Origin of the sequence: Blastococcus capsensis (assembly GCF_030165005.1) — a bacterium.
Taxonomy (GTDB): Bacteria; Actinomycetota; Actinomycetes; order Mycobacteriales; family Geodermatophilaceae; genus Blastococcus; species Blastococcus capsensis.
On the sequence record NZ_JASNNW010000018.1, the window covers coordinates 53,980 to 71,501 of the forward strand.

The following is a 17,522-nucleotide window of genomic DNA, read 5'->3' on the forward strand; positions in this document are numbered from 1 at the left end:
TGGGCATTGCCGTATCAGACCCGGCGCAGCACCGACACGACGCGGCCGAGGATCGTCGCCTCGTCGCCCGGGATGGGCCCGTAGGCGGGGTTGTGCGGCATCAGCCACACGTGCCCGTCCCGGCGCTTGTACGTCTTCACCGTCGCCTCGCCGTCGATCATCGCGGCCACGATCTCGCCGTTCTCCGCCGTCGGCTGCTGACGCACCACGACCCAGTCGCCGTCGCAGATGGCCGCCTCGACCATCGAGTCACCGGCCACCTTGAGCATGAAGACCGTGCCCTCGCCGACGAGCTCCCGCGGGAGCGGGAAGACGTCCTCCACCGCCTGTTCGGCCAGGACCGGGCCGCCGGCCGCGATCCGCCCGACCAGGGGCACGTAGGCGGGGGCCGACGCCCGCTCGCCCTCGTCGAGGGCCGGCGGCTCGGCGACCGCGGTGCGCCCGGCCTCGCCGGGCAGGCGTACGTCGAGGGCTCGAGGCCGGTTGGGGTCGCGGCGCAGCCAGCCCTTCTTCTGCAGGACCGACAGCTGATGGGCGACCGAGGAGGCGGAGGAGAGGCCGACGGCCTCACCGATCTCCCGGACGGACGGCGGGTAACCGCGGCGCTCGATCGAGTCGCGGATCACCTCCAGCACCCGGCGTTGCCGCTGGGTCAGGCCGTCACCGTCGGGGCTCCGGTCGGGGAACGTGCGCACCGACGCCGAATCACCGGCCGGGTCCGCTGTGGTGCCCGCGGTGCCGCGTCGGCCGCCGGACGTCCCGCTCGAGTCCGTCACGTCTCCTCCTCGCCGGCTGCCCGTGCAGCTGCTCAGCCCTGTTCGTCGGAGGAACCGTAGCGCCGATCGCCAGCCAGTTCAAACACGTGTTCGAAGATGACCGTGTCGCGTCGCTTCTGTCGGTGGCATCGGGTAGACATCGGACAAGCGTTCGAATCGAACGTGTGTTCGGGTCGGCAGGCGCCGGCCGGTGAGGGGTGGGCAGCGATGGCGAGCAATCTTGCACTGTCGGCACGCGATGGTGAGGTGCGGGCGGGCGGCGGCACAGCGGGCTGCGCCCCCGCGGCGCGTCACCTCCGGGTGCTGCCGCCGCCCCAGGCGTACGCGGTCGCCGCGGCACCACCTGGTCGTGCACCCTCCCTGTCGTCGGGTTCCGAGATAGTCCGGCCGGTGCCACGGCGGGAGGCCGGCTCGCCGGCGCCGCTGCGGTTGACCGCACGGGGTCGGCGCGTGGTCGTGGTCCTGCTGCTCCTGGTGGCCATGGGCGTGGCTGCGGGAGTCGACGCGCTTCTGGGTCACGGCGCGGAGGGCCTGGACCTCATGAGGACCAGCAGCGTCGTCGTGGTGCCGGGCGACACGCTCTGGTCCATCGCGAGCGGGATGGCGGGGGAGCGGGACGTGCGCGAGGTGATCGACAGGATCCAGTTGCTCAACGGTCTGGACAGTGCATCCATCGAGCCGGGTCAGGTGCTCGAGCTTCCGTGAGATCCCGGCCGATGAGCAGTGGCTGGGCCTCGCGACAACAGGTTCACAATGCGCCCGGCCGACTTCGTCAACCCTGAGTGTGGGCACGTTCACCCTCCGTTGTGAAGGGCCACATACGGTCGTCCCGTGTCGAGCGTCATGGAGAACCGAGCAGCCGTGTTCACCAGTCAGCCCCAGGTCGTCGAGGTGTACCAGGCGGGGGGTTGGTCGGCGGGAGAGTTGCTGGGATGGCGGCACGACGACACCGGCGCCTGCCAGGTATGGGTGCGAATGGTCGTGGACGGGGCCGAGGAGACGTCGTGGACCGACCTCGCGACGCTGCGGCTGCCCGAGCGCTCACCTGCCTCTCGAGGTGTCCCGGTGGCCACGGCGCCGCGGGCGGCGCCCACCCCGTGCGGCGCCGGTTCGGCACACGACCCCGACACCACCGCCAGCCTCCCCCTGAAGCGGGATCACCTCCGGCGGCCCGCTCCGGCCCGCGCCGGCGGTCGCCGGCGTGCGCCGGAGAGCGCCGATGTCCAGATGGTCCTGGCCGCCTCGGTGCAGGCCCCCGCACCGGGTCGCCACCGCGCCCGCAACGAGGCGGTGGACGGTGCCGCCGGGCGGCACCGGGCTGCTGACACGGGAATGTTCCCGGCCGTGGGGGGCGGAGCCGAGGTGGCGGCCGTACCGCGGGACGAGTTCCCCGAGACCATCGCCTGGTCGGTCCCGTCAGCTCGTCCGACGCCGGCCCCCGAGACGGCGTCGGGGGGCCGCGGCTGGACGCCGCCGGCCGATCTGGACGCGGACCTGCTGACCCGTCCCATGCGGCTGGGCGACCAGCTGCCGCACTCCCGCCGGCCCCGTCTGAACGGTTCCTTCAGCGGCGTCTGACGCCACGCGGCGCCGCCCCTGGAGCATCTCCACGGCGCCGGACCCCGCGGGGTCCGGCGCCGTCGGCGTGCCCGGGCGCGACCGGCGCGAGATGTGGACCAGGCCCGTTCTCCGGCGACTGTTCGGCGCGTCGTCCCGGCGTGTCCTGTGACTGGTGGGGACCGGTGTTCCGCGTGCGTACGGCCGGGTCGAGGCGGAACACGCCGATAAAACGATCACTTGCACATCTTGTGTAGGCCGTCCTAGGGTTCCCCTACATCTAGTAGTTACAGAGCTGTAAGCCCGTCCACAGGCCGTTCCTCAGGTTCTCCCCCGAGCATCCACCGGATGTCCCCAGGGGGGTCCACAGCCGGCCGGTGGGCGGGGCACCCGGAGGGAGGTGAACCACCGTGCGTTGCCCGTTCTGCCACAACCCCGACAGCCGGGTCATCGACTCCCGGGAGGCTGACGAGGGCGCCACCACCCGGCGCCGCCGGTCCTGCCCGAGCTGCGGGCGGCGGTTCACCACCGTCGAGGAGGCGGTGCTCGCCGTCGTCAAGCGCAACGGCGTCAGCGAGCCCTTCAACCGCAGCAAGGTCGTCGCCGGCGTACGGCGCGCCTGCCAGGGGCGCCCCGTCGACGAGGACCAGCTGAAGCTGCTCGCCCAGCAGGTCGAGGACGCCATCCGCGCCACCGGCGCCGCGGAGGTGCCCAGCCACGAGGTGGGGCTGGCCATCCTGCGGCCGCTGCGCGAGCTGGACGAGGTGGCGTACCTGCGCTTCGCCAGCGTGTACCGCGCCTTCACCTCGCTCGAGGACTTCGAGAAGGAGATCTCCGAGCTCCGGGACCGGCACATCACCGCCGGCACGCCGCCGCTGCCCGGCATGCAGACCGACCCGCCGGTCCGCCGGCGGGGTGGCGGGCGCAGTCAGCCCACGGCCGACGCCGGCGCCGCCGGCACCTGAGAACTGTCAGTGCCCACCGATAGACACCAGTTCGAGCAGTTACCGATCGCGGCTCTTCCCCAGCCCCCGATCCACCACCGCGCAGCACCACCGCGCAGCCCCGCGAAGCACCATGCGACACACGACCAGGGAGAGCTCCACACCATGACCGAGACCGACGACCGCATGGCCGGCACCCGCACCCGCCGCAGCGCGAAGGCGCCCAGCCGGGGCAAGGGCCTGAAGATCAAGCGTGTCTTCACCACCGCCGGTGTGCACCCGTACGACGAGGTTGCCTGGGAGCGCCGCGACGTCGTGATGACCAACTGGCGGGACGGCTCGATCAACTTCGAGCAGCGGGGTGTGGAGTTCCCGGCGGAGTGGAGCATCAACGCCACCAACATCGTCACCACGAAGTACTTCCGGGGCGCCGTCGGCACCTCGCAGCGGGAGACCAGCCTGCGCCAACTCATCGACCGGGTGGTGCTCGCCTACACCGAGGCCGGTCGCGAGCACGGCTACTTCGCGGGCGAGGGCGACGCCGAGATCTTCGAGCACGAACTCACCTGGATGCTGCTGCACCAGTACTTCAGCTTCAACAGCCCCGTCTGGTTCAACGTCGGCACGAGTGCGCCGCAGCAGGTCAGTGCCTGCTTCATCCTCGCGGTCGACGACGAGATGGACTCGATCCTCAACTGGTACCGCGAGGAGGGCCTGATCTTCAAGGGCGGCTCCGGTGCCGGCCTGAACCTGTCCCGCATCCGCTCGTCGAAGGAGCTGCTCTCCTCCGGTGGCACCGCGTCCGGCCCGGTCAGCTTCATGCGCGGCGCCGACGCCTCCGCAGGCACCATCAAGTCCGGTGGCGCCACCCGCCGCGCGGCCAAGATGGTCGTCCTCGACATCGACCACCCCGACATCGAGGAGTTCATCGAGACCAAGGCCCGCGAGGAGAACAAGATCCGCGCGCTGCGTGACGCCGGGTACGACATGGACCTCGGTGGCAAGGACATCACCAGCGTCCAGTACCAGAACGCCAACAACTCCGTGCGCGTCTCCGACGAGTTCATGCGTGCGGTCGAGGAAGGCGCCGACTTCGGTCTCCGCGCCCGCATCGACGGCTCGGTCATCGAGACCCTCGACGCCAAGACGCTGTTCCGCAAGGTCACGCAGGCCGCGTGGGAGTGCGCCGACCCCGGCATCCAGTACGACGACACGATCAACGACTGGCACACCAACCCCGAGACCGGCCGGATCAACGCGTCCAACCCCTGCTCGGAGTACATGAGCCTGGACAACAGCTCGTGCAACCTGGCGTCGCTGAACCTCATGAAGTTCCTGAAGGACGACGGCACGTTCGACAGCAAGAACTTCGTGAAGGCCGTCGAACTGGTCATCACCGCGATGGACATCTCGATCTGCTTCGCCGACTTCCCGACCGAGCCGATCGGTGAGACCACCCGGGCCTACCGTCAGCTGGGCATCGGCTACGCCAACCTCGGCGCACTGCTCATGGCCACCGGCCACGCCTACGACTCACGGGGCGGCCAGAGCCTGGCCGCGGCGATCACCTCGCTGATGACCGGCACCGCCTACCGCCGCTCGGCGGAGCTCGCCGGCATCGTCGGCGCCTACGAGGGCTTCGCCCGCAACGCCGACGCCCACGCCAGGGTCATGCGCAAGCACGCCGCGGCGAACGACGCGATCCGCCCGGTCGGGGCCGACGACGCCGACGTGCTCAAGGCCGCCACCGCCCAGTGGCAGGAGTGCCTGGAGGTCGGCGGCGAGAACGGCTGGCGCAACGCCCAGGCCTCGGTGCTGGCCCCCACCGGCACCATCGGCTTCATGATGGACTGCGACACGACCGGCATCGAGCCGGACTTCTCGCTGGTCAAGTTCAAGAAGCTGGTCGGTGGCGGCTCCATGCAGATCGTCAACCAGACGGTGCCCCGGGCGCTGCGCAGCCTGGGCTACCAGGAGGAGCAGATCGAGGCGATCGTCGAGTACGTCGCCGAGCACGGCCACGTCGTGGACGCCCCGACCCTGCGCCCGGAGCACTACGAGGTGTTCGACTGCGCCATGGGTGAGCGGGCCATCTCGCCGATGGGCCACGTCCGCATGATGGCCGCGGTCCAGCCCTTCATCTCCGGCGCGATCAGCAAGACGGTCAACATGCCGGAGTCGGCGACCATCGAGGACGTCGAGAAGATCTACTTCGAGGGCTGGAAGCTGGGCCTCAAGGCGCTGGCGATCTACCGCGACAACTGCAAGGTCGGCCAGCCGCTCTCCGGCGGCAAGGGCAAGAACGACGGCACCACGGACGAGGTCAAGGCCGAGGCCGAGGCGCCCGCTGCGCTGTCGCACCCGGTGCGCAAGCGACTGCCGAAGAAGCGGACGAGCGTCACCACCTCGTTCAGCGTCGCCGGCGCCGAGGGCTACATGACCGCGGGCATGTACGAGGACGGCAGCCTCGGTGAGGTCTTCCTCAAGCTCGGCAAGCAGGGCTCGACCCTTGCCGGTGTGATGGACGCCTTCTCCATCTCACTCTCCATCGCGCTGCAGCACGGTGTGCCGCTGGAGACCTACATCCAGAAGTTCACCAACATGCGGTTCGAGCCCGCCGGAATGACCGACGACCCGGACATCCGGATCGCCCAGTCGGTGATGGACTACATCTTCCGCCGCCTGGCGCTGGACCACCTGCCCGTCGAGAAGCGGGCCGGTCTCGGCATCTTCACCGCCGAGGAGCGGGCCGCGCAGGTCTCCGGCTACGGCACCTCCGCCTCGACCCCCGCGGTCACCGACGAGGAAGAGGTCGACCTGGAGCAGCTGCGCAACTCCGCGCCGATCGAGACCGCCAAGGTCGCGGAGAAGGTCACCCCCGGGGGCCCGAAGTCGGTCAAGGAGGCGCACTCCTCGGCCGAGCTGCTCGAGCTGGTCACCGGCACCGCCACCGACGCACCGCTGTGCATGACCTGCGGCACGAAGATGCGCCCGGCCGGTAGCTGCTACGTCTGCGAGGGCTGCGGCTCTACCAGCGGCTGCAGCTGACGTCGTGTCTCGCGAGTAGGCGACAGACTTCTCGCGAATAGGCGCCGGATTCTCACCTATGGGCGGCAAGCGAGAGGGGTGCGGAAAACAGATCTCCGCATCCCTCTCGTGCTTGCAGTCGACCAGTGCCGCGTCCGCGATGGGCTTGCCTGAACGCGGCCTGAGGGACACGTGGTTCGGGGCGAGAAGGGCGGCGCTCTGTCCCCGACAGAGTCGATCGGGTCAGGCTCCTACGTCGAGAATTCCGACGAGGTGCACGAAGCCGGTGATCACGGACGCTGCCGACGACGATCACGATGGTGCGTCCGTACGCGCGGTCTGTTTCGAGTACATGACGAGTTCATGAACGAGGCCGTGGCGTATTCCGGTAGCGCCTCCCGCCGTCGATGATCTGCCCAGCGGAGCCACGGGAACGAGAGGAGCCAGACGTGCGTGAGTTCGTTGACGAGGTCGCCGTCCTGAGTCGGTGGCTGGGCCGGGACGTCGCGGCGGATCTGGGCGGAGTCGTCCCCCTCTGGAACGCATTCCGGTTCCGGGATGCGGCGGTGTTCGACGCCGATCTGTCCGAGTGTGCTGGCCGGAGATACCTCGTGCGCGGCAAATCCGTGCGGGAGTTCATCCTCAGCCAGACCACCATCGACGAGGCCTACAGCGACCTGCGCAAGGGCGACGCGCTGTCCGCCGTGGCGTAGCCGTACCGCTCCTGCGAGGTTGCCGGGCGGCCGGTCGCGTGCGGACGTAGGTGCGCAGCGCTCGCGGTGGATACGCCTGGGTCGACGCCGAGGGCATGCCCGCCACGGCAGGGCGCCGCCCTTCCGGGCGGCGGCGGGACGGCCCGCGGCAACGCGGTCCTGTTGCTAGCGTCCGCCCATGGCCGACCTGTCGAGAACCGCCCGCGTGGACGTCCTGGTCGAGGGGTACGTGCGCATGCCGCACGTAGCCGGCACGGTCAGCCTCGTCCGCGATGCCGACCGGGTGGTCATCGTCGACCCGGGCATGGTGGCCGACCGGGACCTCATCCTCCGCCCGCTGCGGGAACTCGGTGTGCGACCCGAGGACGTCACCGACGTCGTCGTCAGCCACCACCACCTCGACCACACGCTCAACGTCGCGCTCTTCCCCGTGGTGCCCGTGCACGACTTCCAGTCCGTCATCGAGGGCGACACGTTCACCCGTCGGGCCGCCGACGGCGTGCAGCTCACACCCGGCATCCAGCTGCTCGCCACGCCGGGGCACACGCCGCAGGACATCACCACGCTCGTCGGCACCCCGGACGACGTCGTCGCCCTGACGCATCTGTGGTGGACCGAGGACGGGCCGTCCGACGACCCCTACAGCCACGACCGGGACGAGCTCCGGCAGCAGCGCGAGCGGGTGCTCGACCTGGCCACCCTGGTGGTCTGCGCCCACGGCGCGCCCTTCCGCCCGAGCTCCGTCACGCCTCGCTGAGCCGGCCGGCCCCCGGGCGGACCGGTGGACGATGAGTTCCGCGGCGATCTGCGGTCTTGCCCCGGACGGGACAGATCGACGTCCTGCCCGTCCACCTGCATCCAGCGACGACCCGAGGAGACCGACGATGTCCGTCCAGCTCAACCCCTACCTGAACTTCCGGGACGACGCCCGCCAGGCGATGGAGTTCTACCACTCCGTATTCGGCGGCACCCTCGACGTCTCGACGTTCGAGGAGTTGGGGGCCGCGCAGGACCCTGCGGAGAAGGACCTGGTCATGCACGCCCAGCTGCGGGGTGACCACGGCGTCGTCTTCATGGCCTCGGACACGCCGCGCAGCATGGAGTTCCGGCGCGGTACGGACATGAACATGTCGCTCAGCGGCGACGACCAGGCGCTCCTCCGGCGCTGGTTCGAGCAGCTCTCCGACGGCGGCGCCGTCGCCATGCCGCTGGAGAAGGCCCCGTGGGGGGACACCTTCGGGATGTGCGTCGACCGGTTCGGCGTCAACTGGCTGGTGAACGTCTCCGGTCCGGCCGCCGGCGGCTGACCGACGCGCTCGGGTGGGGAACGCCGGATCTCCGGCGTTCCCCACCGGGCCGGTACCGCTCAGCGCCGGCCGCAGGCCTTGAGGTCGACCCGCAGCTGCTGGCCCCGGTCGACGACCACCGGGACCGTCTCCCGGACCTGGCCGGCGACCTCGCAGGTCAGCGTCCAGTTCTCCACCAGCCCCGGCACGGTCGAGGACTCCCCCTCGAACAGCGATGCGGTGAGCGTCCACGTCGGCGTCACGGAGGCGAAGTTGATCGCGCGGAGCACGTAGGTGCCTTGGGCCGGGTCCTGCAGTAGCACCCGCTCCTTCTCCCCGACGAAGTTGCCGGAGCTGCCCACCTGTTCCAGCGAGCCGTCGGCGTCCTTCCGGTACACCTCGAGGTCCATGTCGTCCGGCGTCGGCCAGTCGAGCACGATCTCGAGCAGGTCGGCGTCCCGGTCGACGGTGAACTCGGAGTCGGTCGACTGCAACGGCAGCGTCGTCCCGGTGTACGTCTGCTGCGCCACGGGCTCGGACGACACCGTCTCGACCTGCCGGTCCTTGATCACCGGGCGGGTCGACGGGTTGACGTGCCAGGTGTACCGGCCGTCGGACCCGACGGTCATGGTTGTGTCGAGGGTGTCCTGGACCGCCCCTGCCCAGGTCGGGGTGGCGAAGGTCTTCCTCAGCCGCAGGGTCGCCCCCGCCGGCGCCTTCCCGGTGAGCACCGAGTGCGTCACCGGGTTCACCGCGTTCTCCAGCGCCAGGAGGTAGGCCTCCCGGTTCCCCTTGCCCGCGTACTCGCCGGCGCCGAGGTACTCGTCGATGACCTCGGGGAACGGCGGGTGGAACTCGTCGGGCCCGATCTCGAAGGTGTAACCGAACCCGCCGGTGGCGTTGTACGACCAGTCCTCGGTGGAGCCGGTGGTGTCGTAGAGCTCCCACGCGTGCTGGCTGGTGTAGCCGTTCTGCGCGGCCATCGCGTCGCCGAGTGCCTTGAGGGCCGGCTCGTCGAACGGGTCACCCAGCGGGATGCCCTCGCTCGGCGGCACCAGGTCCGGCGCCGCCCCGTTCGGCCGCAGTACCAGATTCGAGAACGTGTGGTTGGTGATCAGCGTCGTCACGTGCCGACCGCTGACCAGCTCGCGGATGTTCTGCGTTTCGGGCTCGGAGAACGCCTCGGCGCCCCGGTAGGTGGGGTCGGCGAACAGGTCGGAGGCGCCCGGGCCACCCCAGTAGCCGCCGTAGTTGCGGTTGAGGTCGATGCCGGTCCCGAAGCCGCCCGGGCTCGTCGCGCTGCCGGCCCGGCAGGTGCCGTCCGGGGTGTCCTGGCCGTCGGCCAGGCGGCAGTTCTTCCGCTTGTAGGCGTTGCCGGGCGTGCCGAGGATCGTGCCGGTGCCGCCCTGGTCGACCTCGCGGAGGTCGATCAGGCCACCGTCGGTGCGGGAGAGCTCGAAGCCGTCGACGTTCACCACCGGGACGACGACGACCCGGGACCGATTCACCAGGTCGGTGATCCGCGGATCGGTGCCGTAGTTCTCGACCAGGTCGACGGCGAACTCCATCGCGTGCTCGCCCGAGGGCCACTCGCGCGCGTGGTGCACGCCGAGCATCACGAACGTCGGCAGCCCGCGGTCGGGGCCGCGGACGTCCGCGCCGATCTCGACCCCGTGGATCTCCCGGCCGTCCAGCGACCGGTGCGGCAACGTGATCAGCTCGACCAGCTCCGGGTGGTCGCGCTCGAGTGTGGCCATGTCGGCGTCGTAGTCGGTCAGCGTGCGGTAGGCGTCCCGGCCCGACGGCAGCGGGGAGGTGGTCGTGGCGGCGGCGTAGGCCGCGTTGACCTGGTTGTTCTGCGCCTCGCGGGCCAGCAGGTCGGGGATGCGGACGGCGTAGGTGAGCCCGGCGGAGAGCAGCGTGGTGACGTCGGCGGGGGTGTGCAGCACCACCTCGACGTAGTCGTGCCCGGCGTGCTCGGTCAGGTCGAGACCGAGGGTCTGCAGCAGCCGCTTGTCCTCGCGGGTCGGGGTGTCGACGGTGACCAGCTGCGGCCGGAACTCCTCAGCCGTCGACTCCTCTCCCGTCGCGGCTGCGGGGGTGGCGGGTGCGTTCGCCGTGGTGACGGCGACGAGGACGGCGGTGCCCACCGCGCACAGCGCGGCACGTCTGCGGGGGGATCGGGGGTTCATGGCGCCTCTCCGGTGCGAGCAGGAATGCGTCGTGGTCTGAGCCAACGAGCACCCGCCCGGGAGGTCACGGTCTGCCGGCACCACCGGTGGGGTGGAGGGCCGGAAAGGATGTCCCGCCATGCGCCGCAGCGCGTGCCAGGGGCACTGGACGGCCCGGTGAGGGCGCGGAAGAGTGACCGCATGCCGGAGAACCGCTACGCCATCGCGCTGGACCAGCTGGAGGACGGTGTCCGGGTGGCGCCGGCCGACCAGGTGGCCGAGCACCCGGAGCGCGAGTCACCGCCGGCCGGCTGCTGGCGCACCGATCCGCAGCCGTATGCCGATGGCGCTGCGGGCGACGCCGACGGCGACTGACCGCTCGACGCCCCGGGGGTCAGACCCGGTCGTTCCGCTTCAGCCAGCCGAACGCGGCCGTGGCCAGGAACAGCAGCACGCCGACCATCAGCAGCCAGAACAGGCCCTCGACCACCGCGCCGATGATGGCGAGCGCCAGCCAGACGACCAGCAGCAGTCCGAGCAGGCGCAGCAGCACAGAGCACTCCGGGAGGGGGTCGGCGAGGCGGGCGTCGGCCAGCCTAGGTGACCGGGCGGGCGGGCCGGACGTCGGAAAGGATGGGGCCATGCCCTTCTCCGCAGCCGACGACCGCTACGACTCCATGGCCTACCGGCGCACCGGCCGCAGCGGGCTGGACCTGCCGGTGATCAGCCTGGGGCTGTGGCACAACTTCGGGGACGACGTGCCGTTCGACCGGCAGCGCGACATCCTGCGCCGGGCCTTCGACCTGGGCATCACCCACTTCGACCTGGCCAACAACTACGGACCGCCCTACGGCGCCGCGGAGACCAACTTCGGCCGGCACCTCGACGACGACTTCCGGCCCTACCGGGACGAGCTGGTCCTCAGCACCAAGGCCGGCTACGACATGTGGCCCGGCCCGTACGGCCAGGGCGGCGGGTCGCGGAAGTACCTGACCGCCAGCCTGGACCAGTCGCTGCGCCGCATGCGCCTGGACCACGTCGACATCTTCTACTCGCACCGGCCCGACCCGACCACGCCGCTCGAGGAGACGATGGGCGCCTTGGACACCGCCGTCCGCTCCGGGAAGGCGCTGTACGCGGGCATCTCCTCGTACTCGCCCGAGGACACCGCCGAGGCCGCGGCGATCCTGGCCGATCTGGGGACGCCGCTGCTGATCCACCAGCCCTCGTACTCGATGCTCAACCGCTGGATCGAGCGCGACGGGCTGCTGGACACCCTCGCCGACGTCGGCGCCGGCTGCATCGCGTTCTCCCCGCTGGCGCAGGGGATGCTCACGGACAAGTACCTGGGCGGCGTGCCCGCGGGGTCGCGGGCCAGCCAGGGGAAGTCGCTGTCGCCGGACTTCCTCACCGACGAGGCGCTCGGTCACGTCCGCGCGCTGGACGAGGTGGCGCAGCGGCGCGGGCAGAGCCTGGCGCAGATGGCGCTGGCCTGGGCATTGCGCGACGAGCGGGTGACGACGGTGCTCGTCGGCGCCAGCAGCGTGGGGCAGCTGGAGCAGAACGTCGGGGCGCTGGCGAACCTCGGCTTCTCCGACGACGAGCTGGCCGCGATCGACCAGCACGCCGTAGACAGCGGTATCGATCTGTGGGAGGGCCCGCGCACCGCCGGCTGACCGCCTGTGGATGACGGCAGCGGATCCGGCTCGCTTCTGCCTAGCATCCGCCGGGTGAGCCACCGTCTGGAAGTCGAGACATCCGTGCTGCACGACGCGGGCCGGTCCCTGCTGGTCGTCCACCGGGAGTTCGTGGAGGCACGGGACGTCGCCGACGTCGGTGGCGACGTGATCGCGCACGACCGGCTGCGGGACCGGCTGCACGAGTTCGCGACCAGCTGGGACAGCAGGCGGATCGAGATGGCCACCATGATCGAGGGGCTCGGGCAGGCCGCGAAGGACGCCGCGACCACCTACGAGCGGATCGAGTCCGAGCTGGTGGCGGCGATGGCGGGGGAGAAGTGAGCCGCCCGCGGGACTGGACGCCGCTGCGCCCGTCGGACCCGGTCGGCGGCGATCCCGCGGCGATCGCGCGCCTGGCCCAGCGGTACGCGGCCACCGCTGCCGCGATCAGCACGGCGGCCAGCGCGCTGCGCGAGATCCACGACAGCGCCACCGTCTGGGAGTCGGAGGCGGGCTCGGCCTTCCGCGACCGCACCACCGAGGTCGGCGACACGATCGTCCAGGCCAGGGAGCGCTACGACCGGACGGCGACGGCCCTGGCCGGCTACGCCACGACGCTGGACGGCATCCAGGCGGAGGCCGACCTCGTGCTGGCGAGGGCGAAGCGGGCCGAGGAGGCCCGCGATGCCGCGTGGCGGGCGCGGGAGCGCAACGCCGCGCTGAGCGAGCCCGATCCCGCGGCCGACGGCCGGGCGCACGACGACGCCGCGGCGGCCACGGCCGACATCCACGCGGCCGGCGAGGCCCTCCGGGAGCTGGAGGACGACTGGCGGTCGGCCGGGAACGCCGCGGCCGATGCCATCGAGCAGATCACCAGCGGGGACGGGCTGCAGGACGACGTCTGGGACGACCTCCTCGACGCCGTGGGCGTCATCACCGAGTGGGCGGGCGGTCTGTCGGCCGCGCTGGGCGTGCTCTCGGCCTTCATGAGCCTCATCCCCGTACTGCAGCCGTCCGCCGCTTTCCTGGCGGCCGCCGCCCTGGTCCTGGGCCTGGTGTCCCTCGCCGGCAACTCGGTGCTGCTCGTCCACGGCCGGGCCTCGCCCCGCGACGTCCTGCTGGGCGTCGTGAGCGTGGTGACCTTCGGCGCCGGGCGTGCCTTCGTGCTCGCCGGGCACGCCGTGCGACAGGGCGCCCGAGGCCTCGCCAGGCCGGCGTTCATCCGGTCGATGCGCGCCCGGGGCGCGAGCCCGCGGCAGGCGGAGAGGATGGCCCGCGAGCACCGCGTCACCGGAGGAGGCCGGCCGGCGAAGGCGACCGTCGACCGCGCTGCCAGCGGCTCGGGCTTCTGGCCCACCCGGTCGGAGTGGGCCTCGGCGTACCGCCCGTCGTCGATCCACACGCCCCCCGCGACCGGCCGGCCGCCGGAGTTCCCGGCCGGCACCGACCGCATCCCCGAGATCGCGGCGGCTCTGCGGCGGGCGCGGTACGCGGACACCGGCGCCGGTGTGTCCGACGCCGCCGGGCTGGTCGCGAGCGGCCTGCAGCTGCCCATCCCGGAGGGGCCGCCGCGTCCGCCGGTCTCCCGCGACCGGTGAACGGCTCCGATCCGCGGCTCGTGCTCCCGGCCGGCAGGCGGGCCCTGCGGCGGGCTGCGCTGTGACGGCGCACGTGTCGCCGGCGGCCGCGGGGGCTGCCCCGAGGGACTTCACGTTCCTCGTGCCGAACGACTGGGCGCGGGTGCGGGTGGACGACCGGGCCCACCGCGAGGACGACGTCCGGCAGATCGCCCGGGTGGTGACCAGGGGCCGGCCCGACCGGAACTCCCTCTACCCGCAGGTGGTCCGTCTCCTGCACGACACCGTGGAGTCCCACACGCGGGAGTACGCGGTCGAGATCTACCTGTCCCTGCTGCAGAGCGGGGGACTGCCGATCGCCTGTTCGATGGTGGTCGACGTGGTTTCCCCGCAGGTGGCCGGGGCGGACCCCGACAGCGGGCCGGCCGCGTTCCTCGCGACGGCCGGCGCGGGCGACGCCGAGATGGTGGAACTGATGTCCGGTTTCGTGCCGCGGGTGCGGCGCCGGCGCACCGCGACCGTTCCCGGTACGGCCGAGGCCGTGGAGAGCGAAGTGGTGCAGTACCGCTATCCGATCGCCGGTGGAGGGTTCGTGCTGCTGACGTTCGCCACGCCCCAGCTGCAGCTGCTGGAACCGCTCACGGCCCTCTTCGACGCGGTGGCCGGCTCCTTCCGGTGGCTCCCGTGACCGGGCCGATCCGGAACTGGGCCTACGACGTCGAGCCACCGGACGACGGCTGGATCTGGGCGCCCGGCCCGGAGGACGACATCGCGGCCTGGGCGCAGGCGACGTGCGCGGGCCTGTTCGTCACCGGACCGGCGGAGGTCGAACTCGCCGACCAGCTGCGCTCCGTCGCGCGCCGGCTGCGGGAGCGGGACCTCGACACCGGCGCGCTGTGGATCCCCGACCCGGTGTACGGGGTGCTCGCCACCCTGGTCACCGACCGCATCAGGGCTTCGGGGACGCCGGAGGAACTGGCCGCGGAGTACCGGACTGCGGCCGATCCGGGGCTGGCGCCGCCCCAGGTGGCGGTCGTCGAGCTGCCGGCCGGGCCCGCGGTGCGGGTCCGTCGCCTGGAGACCGTAGCCAACGGCCTGGGTGCGGAGCAGCTGATCGAGACGGTGACGCACCTGGTGCTGCCGCCGGGGATCGTGGACGCCGACGACGTCCCGACCGCCATCGAGCTCGTCGTGACGTGGACGCTCCTGCAGGAAGGCGACGAGTTCGCGGAGATGGCCGACGAGGCGGCCGGTCTCCTCCGCATCACGGCCGGCTGATCACGGCCGCGGCCCGAGCTGCCGGTGCTGGGCCGATCCGCCCGCGCGCCCCCGCGTCCCACCCCGACGGGGGATGTGCCGCGGGACCGGGCGTGTCGATGCCTGCGGCGTGAGCACTTCCGCGACCGCCCGCCAGGGCAGCGCCCTGCCCGCGCCCGCCGGTGGCTACGCCGCAGCGGGCCTCGGGCGGCCGGCCGGGGCGCGGGACGCCGTCCCGGTGCCGGAGAGCGCCCTGCGGCTGGCCGTCGTCCGGACCGCGGCCGTGGCCGCCGTCCTGGCCACCGGCGGCTACCTGACCTGGCGCCTGCTCACCACCCTGCCGGACGGCCCGGCGCTGTGGATCGGCGTGCCCTTCCTGGCGCTGGAGCTCTACGGCGGCATCGGGCTCGTGCTGTTCGTGATGACGACGTGGAACGTCGCACCGGCCACCGTCCCGCTTCCGCGACCGGGCCCGGCGCCGTCGGTCACCGTGCTCGTCGCCACCTACGACGAGCACCTGGACGTGCTGTTGCCCACGGTCGCCGCGTGCCTGGCCATGGAGGGCGACCACGAGACCTGGGTGCTGGACGACGGTGACCGGCTCGAGGTGGAGGAGATGGTCACCGCACTGGGCGCCCGCTACGTCAGCCGCCCGGAGCACGACCACGCCAAGGCCGGCAACCTCAACCACGCGCTGGCGCTGGTGCGGACCGAGCTCGTCGCGGTGTTCGACGCCGACCACGTGCCCGATCCCGAGTTCCTCACCCGGACGGTGCCCTACTTCGCCGACGAGCGGCTGGCGCTGGTGCAGACGCCGCAGGACTTCTACAACACGACCTCCTTCGAGCACCTGCACCCGGGCGGCGACCTGCACGAGGAGTCGCTGTTCTACCGGGTCATCCAGCCGGGCAAGCACCACGCGGGCGCGGCCTTCTGGTGCGGCACCAACGCCGTCCTGCGGGCCGGTGCGCTCCGTGCCATCGGCGGCGTGGCGACGGAGTCGCTCACCGAGGACTTCCACACCACCATGAAGCTGCACCGCGCCGGCTGGCGCAGCGCCTACCACAACGAGGTGCTCGCGCGGGGGCTGGCGGCCGGCAGCCCGGACGCCTTCTACGCCCAGCGCCGCCGGTGGGGCCGGGGCGCGATGCAGGCTCTGCGGCACGACAACCCGTTCACCGCCACGGGGCTGACCCTGCGCCAGAGGCTGGGCTACCTCTACTCGCTGTCGGCGTGGTTCGACTCGTGGCGGACGCTCGGCCTGGCGCTGGTGCCGGTGGCGGTGCTGGTGACCGGCTTGTTCCCGGTGGCGGCATCGCCCGCGCGGTTCGCCCTCATGGCCGGCGTCCCGTTCGTGCTGCAGCAGGTCGCGCTCACCCTGCTGGCCCGCGGGTTCGCCCCGGCGCGCTTCTCGCTGCTGTTCGAGGTGGTGCGGTTGCCCTCCAACCTGGCCGCCACCCTCTCTCTCGTCCGGCGCGGCACCGGCCGGTTCGCGGTCACCGCCAAGGGCCGCACCGGCGACGCGCGCACCCGGGCCAGGGTGCCGTCCGTCCTTGTCGCGCTGGCCGCCGTGCTCGGCGGCAGCCTGGTCTACACGGCGGCGAGCATCGCCGGCTGGACCCCGACCCGGCACGGGCTGAACGGCACCACGCTGATCCCGATCGTCTGGGTCGCGATGACGCTCTGGTTCGTGGCGACCGGGATCCGGCGGATCCGCGACCCCCGGTTTTCCGCCGAGCGACGGGACGGGCACCGGTTCCCCGCCACCATGCAGGCGATCGTCGACGGCGCCCCCGCCCGGCTGGTCGACGTCTCCCTCGGTGGGGCGCAGGCGCGGGTCCGGGGAGTCGGCGCCACCGTCGGGGCGGAGGTCGAGCTCGCCATCCGCGTGCCCGACCGGGCGGCGCACGTGGTCTTCCGGGCCACGGTCCGCTCCCGGCGCGGCGACATCCACCGCCTGCAGTTCACCGGGCGGCAGTGGGCCGAGCTGGCCGCCCTGTCGGCGACGGCGTTCGGCGCCGGTGCCGCTCGCTGGGCGGCCACCGAGGTCACCCCGTTCACCCTGCCGGCGGCACCGGCACCCGCTACCCGCGTCCGGGCAGCGAACCTACACCCGGAGGCGGTCGCGGCCGCCGTGCACAGCCCGGTCGTCTCCCCGGCCCGACGTCCTGCCGCGAGCGACGACACGCAGCCGATCCCGCGGATGACCCCCGAGCTGGAACGCGCGCTGGCCGACGCCCAGGTCTGACGCCGCTCGCCTCGCCGCGGTCGGCAGCACGCGGCACGCTGGTAGCGACCATTCCGACGGAGAGGACGGCCGGCACATGGTGGCGCGCTACAAGTACGAGGTCGAGGAGCTCCGCGAGGGGCTGATCGGCGGCAAGATGTCCGGCGGCAAGCTGGAGAAGGTGCTCAACCAGCACGCCCGCGAGGGCTGGCAGCTGAAGGCGATCACCTCGGTCGAGGTGAAGGGCCGGATCGGCCCCGGCGGTGTCGACGGCGTCCTGGTCACCTTCGAGCGCCCGGTGGTGTGAC

18 protein-coding genes are annotated in these 17,522 nt (G+C 72.0%); 15 read left to right on the plus strand and 3 right to left on the minus strand.

Going from position 1 to position 17,522, the window contains the following annotated elements; all coding sequences use genetic code 11:
* Positions 1-14 precede the first annotated feature (14 nt).
* The gene (gene lexA / locus QOZ86_RS15290) at positions 15-776 is read right to left on the minus strand and encodes a transcriptional repressor LexA (protein ID WP_284492838.1); all 762 of its coding nucleotides are present in this window, start codon (positions 774-776) and stop codon (positions 15-17) included.
* Positions 777-1,166: 390 nt separating this feature from the next.
* Here lexA and QOZ86_RS15295 point away from each other — a divergent pair, with 390 nt between their 5' ends.
* The 7 genes from QOZ86_RS15295 (at position 1,167) to QOZ86_RS15325 (ending at position 8,324) form a co-directional block, all read left to right on the plus strand.
* Positions 1,167-1,481: a LysM peptidoglycan-binding domain-containing protein gene (locus QOZ86_RS15295; protein WP_284492839.1), complete on the plus strand. Its 315-nt coding sequence runs from the start codon at positions 1,167-1,169 to the stop codon at positions 1,479-1,481.
* A gap of 126 nt (positions 1,482-1,607) precedes the next feature.
* Complete coding sequence (locus QOZ86_RS15300) at positions 1,608-2,354, plus strand: hypothetical protein (RefSeq protein ID WP_284492840.1); 747 nt, start codon at positions 1,608-1,610, stop codon at positions 2,352-2,354.
* A gap of 389 nt (positions 2,355-2,743) precedes the next feature.
* Positions 2,744-3,298: a transcriptional regulator NrdR gene (gene nrdR, locus QOZ86_RS15305; protein ID WP_284492841.1), complete on the plus strand. Its 555-nt coding sequence runs from the start codon at positions 2,744-2,746 to the stop codon at positions 3,296-3,298.
* Positions 3,299-3,442: 144 nt separating this feature from the next.
* A complete protein-coding gene (locus tag QOZ86_RS15310) occupies positions 3,443-6,325 on the plus strand; it encodes a vitamin B12-dependent ribonucleotide reductase (protein WP_284492842.1) in 2,883 nt (960 codons plus the stop codon).
* A gap of 428 nt (positions 6,326-6,753) precedes the next feature.
* On the plus strand, positions 6,754-7,017 hold the full coding sequence (locus tag QOZ86_RS15315; RefSeq protein ID WP_284492843.1) for a hypothetical protein: 264 nt from the start codon (positions 6,754-6,756) through the stop codon (positions 7,015-7,017).
* Positions 7,018-7,195: 178 nt separating this feature from the next.
* Positions 7,196-7,774, plus strand: coding sequence for an MBL fold metallo-hydrolase (locus QOZ86_RS15320; protein WP_284492844.1), 579 nt, complete (start codon positions 7,196-7,198; stop codon positions 7,772-7,774).
* A gap of 127 nt (positions 7,775-7,901) precedes the next feature.
* Complete coding sequence (locus QOZ86_RS15325) at positions 7,902-8,324, plus strand: VOC family protein (RefSeq protein WP_284492845.1); 423 nt, start codon at positions 7,902-7,904, stop codon at positions 8,322-8,324.
* A gap of 59 nt (positions 8,325-8,383) precedes the next feature.
* Here the strand turns inward: QOZ86_RS15325 and QOZ86_RS15330 are convergent, their stop codons facing one another.
* On the minus strand, positions 8,384-10,495 hold the full coding sequence (locus tag QOZ86_RS15330) for a M14 family zinc carboxypeptidase (protein ID WP_284492846.1): 2,112 nt from the start codon (positions 10,493-10,495) through the stop codon (positions 8,384-8,386).
* 180 nt (positions 10,496-10,675) lie between these two features.
* Here QOZ86_RS15330 and QOZ86_RS15335 point away from each other — a divergent pair, with 180 nt between their 5' ends.
* Complete coding sequence (locus tag QOZ86_RS15335) at positions 10,676-10,849, plus strand: hypothetical protein (RefSeq protein ID WP_284492847.1); 174 nt, start codon at positions 10,676-10,678, stop codon at positions 10,847-10,849.
* Positions 10,850-10,868: 19 nt separating this feature from the next.
* Here QOZ86_RS15335 and QOZ86_RS15340 read toward each other — a convergent pair whose 3' ends face one another.
* Entirely contained in the window at positions 10,869-11,117 is a 249-nt protein-coding gene (locus QOZ86_RS15340) for a DUF7554 family protein (RefSeq protein WP_284492848.1), read from the minus strand.
* Here QOZ86_RS15340 and mgrA point away from each other — a divergent pair.
* From mgrA to QOZ86_RS15375, 7 genes are all read left to right on the plus strand, one after another.
* Positions 11,116-12,150: an L-glyceraldehyde 3-phosphate reductase gene (gene mgrA, locus QOZ86_RS15345; RefSeq protein ID WP_284492849.1), complete on the plus strand. Its 1,035-nt coding sequence runs from the start codon at positions 11,116-11,118 to the stop codon at positions 12,148-12,150. The genes QOZ86_RS15340 and mgrA overlap by 2 nt on opposite strands.
* A gap of 54 nt (positions 12,151-12,204) precedes the next feature.
* On the plus strand, positions 12,205-12,495 hold the full coding sequence (locus QOZ86_RS15350) for a hypothetical protein (RefSeq protein WP_284492850.1): 291 nt from the start codon (positions 12,205-12,207) through the stop codon (positions 12,493-12,495).
* Positions 12,492-13,751, plus strand: coding sequence for a hypothetical protein (locus tag QOZ86_RS15355; RefSeq protein ID WP_284492851.1), 1,260 nt, complete (start codon positions 12,492-12,494; stop codon positions 13,749-13,751). The genes QOZ86_RS15350 and QOZ86_RS15355 overlap by 4 nt, the downstream gene beginning before the upstream one ends.
* Positions 13,752-13,872: 121 nt before the next feature.
* A complete protein-coding gene (locus QOZ86_RS15360; protein WP_284492852.1) occupies positions 13,873-14,418 on the plus strand; it encodes a hypothetical protein in 546 nt (181 codons plus the stop codon).
* Positions 14,415-15,008 (plus strand): hypothetical protein, encoded by a 594-nt coding sequence (locus tag QOZ86_RS15365; RefSeq protein WP_284492853.1) that lies wholly within the window; start codon positions 14,415-14,417, stop codon positions 15,006-15,008. Before QOZ86_RS15360 ends, QOZ86_RS15365 begins: the two co-directional genes overlap by 4 nt.
* Positions 15,009-15,117: 109 nt before the next feature.
* Entirely contained in the window at positions 15,118-17,235 is a 2,118-nt protein-coding gene (locus QOZ86_RS15370; RefSeq protein ID WP_284492854.1) for a glycosyltransferase, read from the plus strand.
* Positions 17,236-17,311: 76 nt separating this feature from the next.
* Positions 17,312-17,521 carry a DUF4177 domain-containing protein gene (locus tag QOZ86_RS15375; protein ID WP_284492855.1) on the plus strand — a complete coding sequence of 70 codons (210 nt, stop codon included), beginning with the start codon at positions 17,312-17,314 and terminating at the stop codon, positions 17,519-17,521.
* Position 17,522: the final 1 nt, after the last annotated feature.

Bases quoted from the DNA above. Each gene is read 5' to 3' on its own strand.
- QOZ86_RS15310 (WP_284492842.1), top strand. From the start codon at position 3,443: ATGACCGAGACCGACGACCGCATGGCCGGCACCCGCACCCGCCGCAGC.
- QOZ86_RS15320 (WP_284492844.1), top strand. From the start codon at position 7,196: ATGGCCGACCTGTCGAGAACCGCCCGCGTGGACGTCCTGGTCGAGGGG.
- QOZ86_RS15325 (WP_284492845.1), top strand. From the start codon at position 7,902: ATGTCCGTCCAGCTCAACCCCTACCTGAACTTCCGGGACGACGCCCGC.
- QOZ86_RS15330 (WP_284492846.1), bottom strand. From the start codon at position 10,495: ATGAACCCCCGATCCCCCCGCAGACGTGCCGCGCTGTGCGCGGTGGGC.
- QOZ86_RS15335 (WP_284492847.1), top strand. From the start codon at position 10,676: ATGCCGGAGAACCGCTACGCCATCGCGCTGGACCAGCTGGAGGACGGT.
- mgrA (WP_284492849.1), top strand. From the start codon at position 11,116: ATGCCCTTCTCCGCAGCCGACGACCGCTACGACTCCATGGCCTACCGG.
- QOZ86_RS15340 (WP_284492848.1), bottom strand. From the start codon at position 11,117: ATGGCCCCATCCTTTCCGACGTCCGGCCCGCCCGCCCGGTCACCTAGG.
- QOZ86_RS15375 (WP_284492855.1), top strand. From the start codon at position 17,312: ATGGTGGCGCGCTACAAGTACGAGGTCGAGGAGCTCCGCGAGGGGCTG.